Annotated in this window: 15 protein-coding genes; 5 read left to right on the top strand and 10 right to left on the bottom strand. The window is 34.2% G+C overall.

Features of this window, described 5'->3' with window-relative positions; all coding sequences use genetic code 11:
* Positions 1–6: 6 nt before the first annotated feature.
* Positions 7–1,338 carry a 30S ribosomal protein S12 methylthiotransferase RimO gene (gene rimO / locus AACU95_RS12225; protein ID WP_063215412.1) on the bottom strand — a complete coding sequence of 444 codons (1,332 nt, stop codon included), beginning with the start codon at positions 1,336–1,338 and terminating at the stop codon, positions 7–9.
* Between the two features lie 65 nt (positions 1,339–1,403).
* Entirely contained in the window at positions 1,404–1,691 is a 288-nt protein-coding gene (locus tag AACU95_RS12230; protein ID WP_071531011.1) for a hypothetical protein, read from the bottom strand.
* Positions 1,692–1,694: 3 nt separating this feature from the next.
* On the opposite strand from AACU95_RS12230, the gene AACU95_RS12235 reads away from it, so the two are divergent.
* The 5 genes from AACU95_RS12235 (at position 1,695) to AACU95_RS12255 (ending at position 5,179) form a co-directional block, all read left to right on the top strand.
* Complete coding sequence (locus AACU95_RS12235; protein ID WP_004246455.1) at positions 1,695–2,132, top strand: rhodanese-like domain-containing protein; 438 nt, start codon at positions 1,695–1,697, stop codon at positions 2,130–2,132.
* A gap of 70 nt (positions 2,133–2,202) precedes the next feature.
* Entirely contained in the window at positions 2,203–2,676 is a 474-nt protein-coding gene (gene secB, locus AACU95_RS12240) for a protein-export chaperone SecB (protein WP_004246454.1), read from the top strand.
* On the top strand, positions 2,676–3,689 hold the full coding sequence (gene gpsA / locus AACU95_RS12245; protein ID WP_004246453.1) for an NAD(P)H-dependent glycerol-3-phosphate dehydrogenase: 1,014 nt from the start codon (positions 2,676–2,678) through the stop codon (positions 3,687–3,689). The genes secB and gpsA overlap by 1 nt, the downstream gene beginning before the upstream one ends.
* A gap of 111 nt (positions 3,690–3,800) precedes the next feature.
* Positions 3,801–4,622, top strand: a complete 822-nt coding sequence (gene cysE / locus AACU95_RS12250) for a serine O-acetyltransferase (RefSeq protein WP_049196648.1) — start codon at positions 3,801–3,803, stop codon at positions 4,620–4,622.
* 2 nt (positions 4,623–4,624) lie between these two features.
* A complete protein-coding gene (locus tag AACU95_RS12255) occupies positions 4,625–5,179 on the top strand; it encodes a serine acetyltransferase (RefSeq protein ID WP_141192079.1) in 555 nt (184 codons plus the stop codon).
* A gap of 57 nt (positions 5,180–5,236) precedes the next feature.
* Here AACU95_RS12255 and AACU95_RS12260 read toward each other — a convergent pair whose 3' ends face one another.
* The 8 genes from AACU95_RS12260 to AACU95_RS12290 all read right to left on the bottom strand — a co-directional run.
* Positions 5,237–6,220: a hypothetical protein gene (locus AACU95_RS12260; RefSeq protein WP_161737074.1), complete on the bottom strand. Its 984-nt coding sequence runs from the start codon at positions 6,218–6,220 to the stop codon at positions 5,237–5,239.
* Positions 6,221–6,326: 106 nt separating this feature from the next.
* Positions 6,327–6,830: a tRNA (uridine(34)/cytosine(34)/5-carboxymethylaminomethyluridine(34)-2'-O)-methyltransferase TrmL gene (trmL, locus tag AACU95_RS12265; protein WP_049203090.1), complete on the bottom strand. Its 504-nt coding sequence runs from the start codon at positions 6,828–6,830 to the stop codon at positions 6,327–6,329.
* Between the two features lie 32 nt (positions 6,831–6,862).
* On the bottom strand, positions 6,863–7,654 hold the full coding sequence (locus tag AACU95_RS12270; protein WP_036919498.1) for a glycosyltransferase family 2 protein: 792 nt from the start codon (positions 7,652–7,654) through the stop codon (positions 6,863–6,865).
* 29 nt (positions 7,655–7,683) lie between these two features.
* Positions 7,684–8,850, bottom strand: a complete 1,167-nt coding sequence (locus AACU95_RS12275; RefSeq protein ID WP_036919501.1) for a nucleotide sugar dehydrogenase — start codon at positions 8,848–8,850, stop codon at positions 7,684–7,686.
* Positions 8,851–8,866: 16 nt separating this feature from the next.
* Positions 8,867–9,646, bottom strand: coding sequence for a hypothetical protein (locus tag AACU95_RS12280; RefSeq protein ID WP_036919505.1), 780 nt, complete (start codon positions 9,644–9,646; stop codon positions 8,867–8,869).
* A gap of 1 nt (position 9,647) precedes the next feature.
* On the bottom strand, positions 9,648–10,751 hold the full coding sequence (locus tag AACU95_RS12285; RefSeq protein WP_052124577.1) for a glycosyltransferase: 1,104 nt from the start codon (positions 10,749–10,751) through the stop codon (positions 9,648–9,650).
* Between the two features lie 24 nt (positions 10,752–10,775).
* Positions 10,776–12,008, bottom strand: coding sequence for an oligosaccharide flippase family protein (locus AACU95_RS17950; RefSeq protein WP_036919507.1), 1,233 nt, complete (start codon positions 12,006–12,008; stop codon positions 10,776–10,778).
* Positions 11,998–12,863 (bottom strand): O-antigen ligase family protein (locus tag AACU95_RS12290; protein WP_237612005.1); only part of this gene is annotated, 866 nt, incomplete at its 5' end. The genes AACU95_RS17950 and AACU95_RS12290, both read right to left, overlap by 11 nt.

The following is a 12,863-nucleotide window of genomic DNA, read 5'->3' on the forward strand; positions in this document are numbered from 1 at the left end:
GATAAGTTATTGTTCGACGATGGTACCCCACAGATCATATTCATCGGCATGCTCAATCAGCACACGTACAATCTGTCCTGGCTCGACATCAAACTGCTCATTAAGGTACACAGCACCATCAATTTCCGGTGCATCTGCCATACTACGGCCAATAGCACCTTCTTCATCCACTTCATCAATGATAACCAGTAAAACTTTACCTATTTTCTCTTGCAGACGCTCGGTGGAAATTTGCTGCTGTAGTTGCATAAAACGATGGTAACGCTCTTCTTTTACCTCTTCAGGAACTTGGTCGGGTAATTCATTCGCTTTCGCACCTTCAACGGGGCTATACTTAAAACAACCCACGCGATCTAAACGAGCTTCAGTCAAGAAATCCAATAGCATTTGGAAATCTTCTTCTGTTTCTCCCGGGAAACCGACAATAAAGGTTGAACGTAACGTTAATTCAGGACAAATTTCTCGCCAACGTTTTACACGCTCTAAAGTACGCTCAACAGAGCCTGGGCGCTTCATTAATTTCAGCACTTTCGGGCTAGCGTGTTGTAGCGGAATATCTAAATAAGGCAAAATTTTGCCTTCTGCCATTAATGGAATAACCTCATCCACATGTGGATAAGGGTAAACATAATGTAAACGTACCCAAATCCCTAATTTTGCCAGTTGTTCACATAAACTGACCATACTGGTTTTAACGGGCATACCATCCCAAAAACCGGTTTGATGTTTGGTATCAACTCCATAAGCGGAAGTATCTTGTGAGATAACCAGTAACTCTTTCACCCCAGCATTGACTAATCTTTTCGCTTCATTTAACACTTCACCAATTGGGCGACTGTCTAAATCACCTCGCATTGAAGGAATAATGCAAAAAGTACAACGGTGATTACAACCTTCAGAAATTTTTAGATAAGCGTAATGACGAGGGGTTAATTTAACGCCCTGCTCGGGAACCAAGCTGGTAAATGGGTTATGGGAAGGTTTGGGAACATAGTGATGAATATGTGATAACACTTGTTCATAACTATGAGGGCCGGTGATTTCCAGCACTTTTGGGTGAACTTCACGGATTTGATTTTCTTTGGCACCTAAACAACCGGTGACGATAACTTTACCGTTTTCATCGAGTGCTTCGCCAATGGCTTCAAGAGATTCTTGTACTGCGCTATCAATAAAGCCACAGGTATTGACGATGACTAAATCAGCATCATCATAGGTAGGAACAACTTGATAACCTTCTGTACGCAGTTCGGTGAGGATACGTTCAGAGTCCACTAAATTTTTAGGACAACCTAAAGAAACGAATCCAATTTTAGGCACTTGATTTGTTTGCGACATGCTCGTGTTCTCAATACTTTTAATAAATAACAAATAGTGGTTGTATCTCAGACAGGTGTGAAATTCTACGTACGAGTGACTATTTTTGTCACAGGCTTTGATGATGAATGCTGATTTCTTAATAGCTTACCTGAAGAGAGATCCGGTAAAGTGAAAAGAGAGACTCTTTTAAACGCTGTTTTACAGGATTTTTCGGCGCTAATGGTACATAAATCCGTCAATAAAAAAAATGATTGTTGAGAAACTTTCCGCAAAAACTGAAAGAGAAACGAAGGAATAGGCTGTAATTGCGCCATGACAAAGGTATACTTTGGCTCTTTAATACTATTTTTAACTAACGAGAGTGATTGCATCCTATGCTGCAAGAAGTAATGCAATTTTTTAGCCGGCACACCCTGTTAAGTTTTATCTGGATTGCGCTGCTGGTGGCGGTCATTGTATTGACCTTTAAAGGCCTTTTTTCTAAAACGAAAAATATTTCCCGTACAGAAGCGATTTCTTTGATAAACAAAGAGAATGCGGTTTGTGTTGATATCCGTAGCCGTGATGAGTTCCGTAAAGGACACATCATCGATTCTATCAATTTAACGCCTTCTGAGATCAAAAGTAACAATATTGCTGAGCTGGAGAAATATAAATCACAGCCGGTGATTGTGGTATCACCATCAGGTATTGAGGGTGCAAAACCTGCTGAAAGTCTTATCAAATTAGGTTTTGAAAAAGTCTTTATTTTAAAAGATGGTCTTTCAGGTTGGAGTGGTGAGAATTTACCACTGGCAAAAGGTAAAAAGTAACGAGCGGGCAGATTGAGTTCTATACTTACTGCTATTCAATTTAATAAGGATATAAAAAGGTAAGATTATTATGTCAGAACAGCAAAACCAAGAGATGACTTTTCAAATTCAACGTATCTACACAAAAGATATCTCTTTCGAAGCGCCAAATGCCCCACAAGTTTTCCAAAAAGAGTGGCAACCAGAAGTTAAATTAGATTTAGATACTTCTTCTAATACGCTAGCTGAAAATGTATATGAAGTTATCTTACGTGTCACTGTTACGGCAACAATGGAAGAAGAAACCGCTTTCCTGTGTGAAGTACAACAAGCAGGTATCTTTACTGTTGAAGGTATCGAAGGTACACAATTAGCACATTGCTTAGGTGCATACTGCCCGAACGTACTATTCCCTTATGCACGTGAATGTATCACCAACTTAGTAGGTCGTGGTACTTTCCCACAATTAAACTTAGCACCTGTTAACTTTGATGCGTTGTTTATGAACTATTTACAGCAACAACAGCAACAGGATGCAGCAAACTCAGGAGTTGAAGAAGCTTAATGAACGCTTCTATGACAGTTATCGGTGCCGGTTCATACGGCACCGCTTTAGCGATTACCTTAGCGCGTAATGGGCACGATGTTGTGCTGTGGGGGCATGATCCCAAGCACGTTGCGGCATTAGAACAAGCGCGCTGTAATCAAGCCTTTCTGCCCGATGTTTCCTTTCCTGATAGTTTATATATGGAAGCTTCTTTGCAAAAAGCGATTGAAGCGAGCCGTAATATTCTTGTGGTGATCCCAAGCCATGTGTTTGGTGAAGTACTGCAACAAATCAAACCCTTTTTACGTCAGGATGCACGTGTTGTTTGGGCGACAAAAGGTCTTGAAGCACATACTGGTCGCTTATTACAAGATGTTGCCCGTGAAGTATTAGGTAATGAAATCCCGCTCGCAGTATTATCTGGCCCTACTTTTGCTAAAGAGCTTGCCGCGGGTTTGCCCACCGCGATTGCAGTAGCCTCGACGGATAATCTCTTTTTAGAGCAGTTACAACAGCTATTTCATTGTGGTAAAAGTTTCCGAGTTTATAAAAACCCTGATTTTATCGGTGTGCAACTGGGTGGCGCTGTTAAAAACGTGATTGCTATTGGTGCGGGTATGTCTGATGGTATGGGATTTGGCGCTAATGCGCGTACCGCACTGATTACCCGAGGTCTAGCCGAAATGAGCCGCTTAGGTAAAGCCTTAGGTGCAGATGCGGCAACTTTTATGGGCATGGCTGGTTTGGGTGATTTGGTTTTAACCTGTACAGACAATCAATCACGTAATCGTCGCTTTGGTATGATGCTAGGTCAAGGTTTAGATGTTGATACAGCCCAAGAGAAAATTGGCCAGGTAGTCGAAGGTTATCGTAACACCAAAGAAGTTCGCGCATTAGCCGAACAAGTGGGTGTAGAAATGCCAATCACCGAACAGATTTACCAAATTTTATATCAACATAAAGATGTAAAAGAGGCTGCATTGGCTTTATTAGGGCGAGCAACCAAAGATGAGATAGACAGTAGCCTGTAGTCAGTTTATTTTAAATAATATTCTTAGGGTATCTGTTTTAACTATCCATTTGTTTGAAAATTCAAAGCCTAAGTATTTACTTAGGCTTTCGTGTAAAAAATGAGAGTGAGTATGTCGCTAGAAGAACTAACAAGAGTCTGGGATCATATTAAAAGCGAAGCGCGTGCATTGGCAGATTGTGAGCCAATGTTAGCCAGTTTCTTTCATGCGACACTTCTCAAACACGAAAATTTAGGTAGTGCATTAAGCTATATGCTGGCCAATAAGCTGGCAACTCAGACTATGCCAGCCATTGCAGTACGCGAAATTGTTGAAGAGGCTTATCGTCACGATAGCTCAATGATTGAGTCGGCCGCTTGTGATCTCTCCGCGGTACGTCTACGTGATCCCGCGGTAGATAAATATTCAACCCCATTGCTTTATTTAAAAGGGTTTCATGCACTACAAGCCTACCGTATTGCCCATTGGCTATGGCAACAAAATCGCCAAGCGCTAGCCATTTATCTACAAAACCAAATATCAGTCACCTTTGGGGTGGATATCCACCCAGCGGCACGTATTGGACACGGTATTATGCTCGACCATGCGACAGGTATTGTAATTGGTGAAACGGCGGTGGTTGAAAATGATGTCTCCATTTTACAATCTGTGACCTTAGGGGGAACAGGTAAAACAGGGGGCGATCGTCACCCGAAAGTGCGTGAAGGGGTAATGATTGGCGCAGGAGCTAAAATTCTTGGTAATATCGAGATTGGTCGTGGTGCTAAAATTGGTGCTGGCTCGGTAGTATTACATGAAGTACCGGCTCATACTACGGTGGCGGGGGTGCCTGCCCGCATTGTCGGTCGTCCTGATAGTGAAAAACCGTCATTCGATATGGATCAACATTTTAATGGTGTTGTACCCGGCTTTGAGTGTGGTGATGGTATTTAACTATGCATGCCCAAGCTAAGGTTACCCTTGCTGAACTAAAAGATTGCTTACAGGCTGAATATATTGGTGATAAAAAAACCTTTAGTTGGTTAAGACTATTTCATCGAGTATTTTTCTGTCAGCGTTCCCGTTACCTATTTTGGTGGCGGGTAGCACAGTATTTTTATTTCTCTCCCTATCGTTTTTTACATAAATTAGGTATTCGGATCGGTGCTAGCAATAACCGTAAATACTGTAATGATATCTCGTTAAAAACTCGTATTGGTAAAGGCCTTTCTTTACCACACCCGATTGGCATTGTACTGACTAATTACTGCCAACTGGGGGAATATGTCACTATTATGCAAGGGGTGACTATTGGCGTAAAAGAGAAAGGGGGAAAAGCCAATATCCAAGTAGGAAACCATGTTTATATTGGCTGTAATTCATCCATTATTGGTGGAGAGATTAAGATTGGTGATAATGCGATTATTGGCGCCCATGCATTAGTATTAAAGGATGTGGGTGAAGGGTGTCGGTATATCACGAAAGTGATTGCCGATATCAGGCGGGTATAAAGTCCTAAATAAGATATGATAAATTTTATCAGCCAATTGTATATTAAAAATAGTTAATTATAATGAAGTTATTGTATTTAATATTAACCTATCTGGTTTTAAATAATTATTATAATAAATATTGTTTCTTTTCATCATGTCATATCTTAACTCTTTATCATTAACCAGCTTTTCAATTGCCAGATATAATTCTTCAATATTATTGAAAGGAAGGTAATTATCAAAATTACCAGGAACTACGTAATTTAATGGTTCAGAAATAATAGCGCGAGATGCAGCTACAAATTCTCCAAAACGCCATCCTGTTGATTTATGTAACCCTGTTGATGTAATACATATTTCATGTTCTTTCATCATATTAATAAAATTTCTTCGATGTGTTTTTTCTTTCGGTAATATAAAATCTGGCGCCATTCTTCTTGAATATGGAATATCATTAATGCCAATAGTAGATCTTTCATTGAATTGGGTATGGATCATATTCAATGCATCCATTCTGACTTTATTAAGTTGTATTGTTTCATTGTAGTATTCTAACTCAATTTTTGACGCATTATCTTTAATCGGGTTAGGTTCCCACAACCTAGTTAGAAATAATATTTTAGGATTATTTGATACGTTAGGTATGATTTCTAAATCAGTATGCTTTATAATTTCTTTACCCATTAACCTACGAATATTACCAAAAAAACGATCTATCATTCCATAAAAAGGCTTTATTTCATAATTAAACCCAAGAGGTCTACATTTAGGAAATTGTTCCGCTAATTGATTGGAATAACTTCTTTTAAAATATAAATCACACCATTCATAATCAGGAATAGAAAAAAAACCTCTATCTATATGATCGCCATCATTTGCATCATATATTATTTTTTTACCATCAATATTTGCTCTTAATATATGCTGCGCTCCAGTGATATTTGTATCTTTATCTATATTAGATAGTTTTATTATATTGTTTTTACTTAAAAGTAAAAAACCATATATATACTGGCTTATATGATGAGAATATTTAAAAGATAATGTAACATTATGCATGTTATAACCTAATTTTAAGCGGTAAACCGCAAAATGATGATAAATAAAAACGCTTTATCAAGAATGCAAAGCGTTTTTGAAATAATATAAGCAATAATTAGTAAAACTAATCTCTTAATAACGCACCCGGATAGCCCAATTGGCGCCATGCCTCAAAAACAACCACGGCAACCGTATTAGAAAGATTCATACTACGACTATCCGCTAACATTGGTACACGGATTTTTTGTTGTGTTGGCATATTATCCAGAACATAAGGTGGTAAACCTCGTGTCTCAGGGCCAAAGAGCAGATAATCCCCATCTTGATAATTTACATTACTATGGGCGGGGGTACCTTTAGTGGTTAATGCAAACAATCGTGCACCTGTCGGGGATTGTGCATTATCAGGGCTTAAACCTTCACTTTCTAAAAAAGCATAATAATCGTGATGCTGTTTGATATCAGCAAACTCACGATAATCAAGCCCTGCACGGCGTAGCCGTTTATCATCCCAAGTAAAACCCAATGGTTGGATCAAATGAAGATGAAAGCCTGTGTTGGCACACAGGCGGATAATATTACCCGTATTCGGTGGAATTTCGGGTTCAAATAAGACGATATTGAGCATATACAGCCTAAGAAAAGATATGGAAATAAATATTATCTCAATAGACCTAATTTTTTGGCTAAAGAAGGGAGCTTAGATCTGAAAAAGCCATTAAAAGCATAATGGAAAAAATAATAAGAAGCATAAAATAGATTAAGATCCTCTATCTCTCTATAAATTTTCCATTGGTATTTTGCAGCATTTAGCTTATTTGATGAAATTGAGTTCTCTCTTATGTTATAAAAACCAAGAGGTTCGTTTATTCCATATGCGTAAGGTGTTTGTTTAAGTAGTTTTAGCCATAAGGCATAATCTTGTCTTTTTCTTATTGAAGGCATTGAGAAATCAGTAAATTTATCCTTATCAAACATAACCGTTAAACAACCGATAGAACAGACTTTTAGCATATCTGAATAATTCACTTTCTCAGGAACACCAATTCTACAGATAAAAGCATTATCTTCAGAAACCCTGTCATAAGCAGAAAAGCAAAAATCTATATTATTAGATAACATAAATGTAAGTTGCTTTTCTAGCTTATCAGGCCTCCAAGTATCATCACTATCTAAAAAGCAAATAAAACGGCCATTAGAAAGTAATAATCCTTTATTACGAGTAATTCCTGCACCTTGGTTAGTTTCATTTTTTAATAACTTTATCCTCTTATCTTGATATGAGGTTATTATGTCAACGGTATTATCGGAAGAGCAATCATCAATAATAATTAACTCAAAATTTTTATATGACTGATTGAGAACAGAATCAATTGATTTTCGTATATACTCACCTGAATTATACGATGGCATAATGATTGATATTAAAAAATTAGTACCTTTAGATAACATCAGAATTACTGCCCATATTAAGAAATAAATTAATCGTTACCAAAGAGATCACGAGTATAAACTTTTTCTTCCACATCGTTTAGCGCTGAAGCCATTCTATTGGTAATAATGACATCAGACATGGCTTTAAACGCATCTAAATCACGAATGAGTTTTGAGTTAAAAAAAGTCTCTTCTTTCATTTCTGGCTCATAAATCACTACTTCAATGCCTTTTGCTTTAATACGCTTCATAATGCCTTGGATTGAAGATGAGCGGAAATTATCAGAGCCTGATTTCATAATTAAACGATAAACACCAACAATCTTCGGTGATTTAGCGATAATAGAATCAGCAATAAAGTCTTTACGGGTGCGGTTAGCTTCCACAATGGCGCCAATGATATTATTAGGCACTGATTCGTAGTTGGCTAACAGTTGTTTAGTATCTTTTGGTAAGCAGTAGCCACCATAACCAAATGATGGATTGTTATAGTGATTACCAATACGTGGATCTAAACAGACACCTTCAATAATTTGTCTTGCATTTAAATTGTAAGCTTGGGCGTAGCTATCGAGTTCATTAAAATAAGCAACACGCAGTGCGAGATAAGTATTAGCAAATAACTTAATTGCTTCTGCTTCTGTAGAATCAGTAAAAAGAACATCAATATCTTTTTTGAACGCACCTTGTTGTAAAAGCTCAGCAAATTTCTCTGCTCTTGCAGATTGCTCACCAATCACAATACGAGATGGATAAAGGTTATCGTAAAGGGCGCGACCTTCACGTAAGAACTCAGGAGAGAAGATAATATTATCGGTATGATATTTTTCTCTCATCTGTTTAGTAAAACCAACTGGAATGGTTGATTTTATAATCATAGTGGTGTTTGGATTATATTCTAAAACATCACGAATAACCGACTCTACAGAAGAGGTGTTAAAGTAGTTAGTTTTAGGATCATAATCGGTAGGAGTGGCAATGATAACAAATTCAGCATCTTTATAAGCGAATTCTTTATCTAAAGTTGCTGTAAAGTCGAGCTCTTTAGTGGCTAAAAACTCTTCAATTTCTTTATCAGAGATAGGAGAGATTTTTTGGTTTAATAGTTCGACTTTTTCTTTATTGATATCTAATGCAACAACTTTGTTGTGCTGGGAAAGGAGTATCCCGTTAGATAGACCGACATAGCCGGTACCGGAGATGGTGATTTTCATAATTAGTTAACTTATCTTAATTTTTAAAAGTATCATTATTTGCACTATGTTTAAAACGTTCTAATTCTTCTACACTACCATGTTGAAAGTATAAGTATTGATCATTAAAATTTATTGGTCTACTTCTACCATATCCGAATGGAAGAATATCAAAGCTTGGCCAATATGATAATAATCGTCCTATACCTCTTAAATAAAAAATACATTCAGGTAATTTTGATAAAAATGAACTTGTAGCGATTGCAAATTTATTTTCAGGAGCCAATTTATTACAGGTGGATTTGAAACCATTCATCCTGGTAAGAAAAGGAATATATCCATCTTTTCTAATAATGAAAAAAGATTGCTGAAGAGCGTTAGGAGTTCCTTTTGCAGAACCAAACATATAAGGTTTTTTCATTTTTTTTATTGCTTCTTCAATAATATTATTTCCTTTTATTAAAGAATCCTGCTCTATATAAATACAATAGTCTAAATCACATAAAAAAGCATAGTATATGCCGAGCAAACATGATCTAGTATACCCACACATAGTACCTTCATGATTTGTGGAATGTCCAAAATTATTATTTAAGGATAATAACTCGATTCTAGGGTCGAGATTTAAATCTGGTTTTATTGGTGAGTTAGAATCTATTATCAGTATTTTTTCAGGAGAAGTATATTTGTTAATACAATCATACCATTTTTTATGAAATTCTTTATCTCTAATAGAATCATCACCAATATACTTATTCCTTTTATCTGTTTTTTCATTGTTATCGCACCACCAACCCGAAAATATTAAATATTTCATGCTATTCCTTTTCTATTATTTCTAACATCTTTTTCAACGATGATTCTCTACTAAATGCCCTTGATATAATCTCTCTTTTTGTTTGAAGAGTCATTAAATTTTTTTTGTTATTTAACTTTTTAATTAATTGAGATAATTGTTTTACTGTGGTGGCTCTATTAATACTAGGATCTGGAATAGCATATGAATCATTGAATTGATGAAAATTACTCATGATTTCAGCAGGGCCATATTTACATAAAGAATATATATTATTACATCCGTAATATAGTCCTTCTAATATAACTAGTCCAAACCCTTCAACATAAGAGGGAATTACTAAGTAATCGATTTCACGAAATAAATCACTAGTGTTTTCTTTATTTCCCCAAAATTTAATTCTATCAAGAATATCCTCTTTTTTACATTTTTCTAAAAGTTCATCTTTCTGTATACCATCACCAATAATCCAAAAAATTTTATTTTTTGCTATATCTTCTTTTATAGCTAACAAAATAGCATCAATAAAAATATCACATCCTTTTATTTTACTTAATCTTCCTACAAATCCGAAAACAATATTCTTTTCTACGTTTAAGTGAATGATATCTTTTTTTAAATCAACTGATAAATAGTTAGGGACATAATAGTTATTTTTTATTCTGTATTTTTTATTCAGTTCATGCATTATTCCTTTGGATACACAAATTACAGGAATATTATTGATTTTAATGAGCTTCATTGTAAAAAATATAAATATTCTATTGAGTAAACCTCTTTTTTTATAAGCAACGGATGGGACTGTGTGAATAGATGTTATTATTCGCCATTTTTTCTGCCATGAAGTAATTATATTGATGAAATTTGCTCTTTCCATATAAGATAAAACGACATCTGGATTAACCTTGTTTAATTTTTCTCTACAAAAAAGCCAATCAGAAAGTAAATTTCTACTACTTCCGCTATAAACTGTAACTTGTGGTGATAGTTTTTGTTGAATATTTCCTCTAGGAACAATAATAGTTACATCATATCCATTACTCGACAAATCATTAGCATTTTCAGTGGCTATTTTTTCTCCACCACCAGTAGTTAGTGTCGGTATCAAAATGACTATTTTTTTCATCTTGCTGTTATTTTATTTAAAGGGTTAAAAATTTTTATATTCATATGTGTATATATAATATTTAGAAGATGCAACTATAATTATATTTGATATGAGTATACCAATAACTATAGCACCCCATGATATGTATGTTGATAGAGAAAAAGATATTATACAATTAATTAGTACACTAAATATCATCAAAGATAGTCTTTGGTTTTCAAGGCCTATGCTATTTAGTGCATTTAGCATGGTAAAAGATAGTAATTGAATAGGACAGATAAGCATAAGCATTATGAATATATACAGGCATGATAAAGGGTAGAAATAATATATACTTATAGCAACAACTATCCATAGAGGTATGGAAAAAATAAAATATTTTAAACTAAGATTATTTATAGCTTTTATTTCACTCTTAAACTTCAAAAAAGACTCTTCATATAATTGATATAATTTTGCTTCTTTAACACCTGAGATACTATTCAATATCATAAGAAGAACATTAAAAAATCTAAATGAAATAGCATAGTATCCGGCTACTTCTTTTCCTAATAGATTTAAAATTAGTATTTTATCAATATTTAAATAAAAATTTCTAAATACAGATGAAAACATAAAGTTATTTCCGGACTTTAATTGGATAAATAAATTTGGAATTATTTGTTTTATGCTAGGTAAGACAATATTTTTTTTCCATATTAAAATTCTTATAATAAAAGATATAACACCAATCAATAAGTACATATTTATCCAATACGAATAAACATAAGAATTAGAGGTATAATAAAAATACCATAACAGCGATGAGCATATTAAAAGAAGTAATGATGTTATTATATTTGTAATAGAATCTAATAGAATTTTCTGATTATACTCAGAAAGAGCATATGCTTTAAATATTCCAGGAACTGCAGAAAAGAAATACTCGGAAATAAGTATTAATAATAGATTTTCAGTTCTGACTCCTAAAAAGTACTGTTTATACTGAGAATAAATATAAAAAATAACTGAAAATAAGAATAGCAATATAATGGATGTGAATATATATTCACCCAAGATTTTTTTACTATCTTCCCCTTTGGAACTTCTTCGCATGAAAAGATTATAATTGCCATAATTACAAATACATAGAAGAATTCCACTGATAGATATGCATGTTGTGAACTCAGCTATTTCTTTAAGATCTAAGATAAATGTTAATATTATAAAATAAAGAAAGCGTATAGAAAAAACACCTAGATTCCCGAAAAGGAATGATAATAATTTAGTATTCATATCGTTTACTATTATTTAGCAGTAAGGCACTTAATATTAGAGCTTCGGGATAAGTTATAAAAGCTGCGGGAATAGCAACAATCACCCAGCATAACATAGTTGTAGGAACGAGAAGTAATTCAAAATTTTTAGAGTAAAGATATTTTATCGTATAAATACTACCATAGTAGAATGCTACTGATAATATCAATATCCAAATAATGGGACCATATATTAGGGCAATATAAAGGTGTTCATTATCAGTTGCACTTGATTCATCTCCAAAATAATCTTTGCCCCATCCTATAAATGAATAGAAAGGCTTACTTATTGCTGTATCGATCATAGCATTCCTTTTTTCTATTCTAATTTGATATGAACTTCTTTCAGTCCCTTGTTTAAATAGGGTAGATAAATAATATAATCCTCCATTTTTATCGCTTAGCTTATCTAATAAAGAAGTATTTGCTATAATAATTACTGCAAAAAAAGTAATAAATAATGTACAAACAGTTATAATTTGAGGTTTTTTTATAAAATACATTACTATCAAATAAATTGATATCGCTATTAATGCTATAATACCAGTTTGTGATTGCGATAATATTAAACTAATAATACCTAGAGTAATCGTTATATATTTTAAAAAGGATTGTAATTTGCTGGTTGGTTTATATTTGAAAAAAATAAAAAATAAACATAGTAATATAATAACAGCATTACTATTTGGTCCCATTGAAAAACCTAAAGCCCGTGAATTGAGTAGTAACGACTCATTAAAATGAATATCAGAATTATAAAAATAAGCAATAAAATTAACAATTGTTGAGTCACTTTTGTAATAATATTGAAGAAAGCACAAAAAGGAATTTAGTA

The sequence above is a fragment of the Proteus sp. G4415 genome (assembly GCF_963896075.1).
Classification (GTDB): domain Bacteria; phylum Pseudomonadota; class Gammaproteobacteria; order Enterobacterales; family Enterobacteriaceae; genus Proteus; species Proteus mirabilis.

Bases quoted from the DNA above. Each gene is read 5' to 3' on its own strand.
- trmL (WP_049203090.1), bottom strand. From the start codon at position 6,830: ATGCTCAATATCGTCTTATTTGAACCCGAAATTCCACCGAATACGGGT.
- AACU95_RS12255 (WP_141192079.1), top strand. From the start codon at position 4,625: ATGCATGCCCAAGCTAAGGTTACCCTTGCTGAACTAAAAGATTGCTTA.
- gpsA (WP_004246453.1), top strand. From the start codon at position 2,676: ATGAACGCTTCTATGACAGTTATCGGTGCCGGTTCATACGGCACCGCT.
- AACU95_RS17950 (WP_036919507.1), bottom strand. From the start codon at position 12,008: ATGAATACTAAATTATTATCATTCCTTTTCGGGAATCTAGGTGTTTTT.
- AACU95_RS12280 (WP_036919505.1), bottom strand. From the start codon at position 9,646: ATGAAATATTTAATATTTTCGGGTTGGTGGTGCGATAACAATGAAAAA.
- AACU95_RS12285 (WP_052124577.1), bottom strand. From the start codon at position 10,751: ATGAAAAAAATAGTCATTTTGATACCGACACTAACTACTGGTGGTGGA.
- AACU95_RS12230 (WP_071531011.1), bottom strand. From the start codon at position 1,691: ATGCAATCACTCTCGTTAGTTAAAAATAGTATTAAAGAGCCAAAGTAT.
- rimO (WP_063215412.1), bottom strand. From the start codon at position 1,338: ATGTCGCAAACAAATCAAGTGCCTAAAATTGGATTCGTTTCTTTAGGT.
- secB (WP_004246454.1), top strand. From the start codon at position 2,203: ATGTCAGAACAGCAAAACCAAGAGATGACTTTTCAAATTCAACGTATC.
- AACU95_RS12275 (WP_036919501.1), bottom strand. From the start codon at position 8,850: ATGAAAATCACCATCTCCGGTACCGGCTATGTCGGTCTATCTAACGGG.
- AACU95_RS12260 (WP_161737074.1), bottom strand. From the start codon at position 6,220: ATGCATAATGTTACATTATCTTTTAAATATTCTCATCATATAAGCCAG.
- AACU95_RS12235 (WP_004246455.1), top strand. From the start codon at position 1,695: ATGCTGCAAGAAGTAATGCAATTTTTTAGCCGGCACACCCTGTTAAGT.
- AACU95_RS12270 (WP_036919498.1), bottom strand. From the start codon at position 7,654: ATGTTATCTAAAGGTACTAATTTTTTAATATCAATCATTATGCCATCG.
- cysE (WP_049196648.1), top strand. From the start codon at position 3,801: ATGTCGCTAGAAGAACTAACAAGAGTCTGGGATCATATTAAAAGCGAA.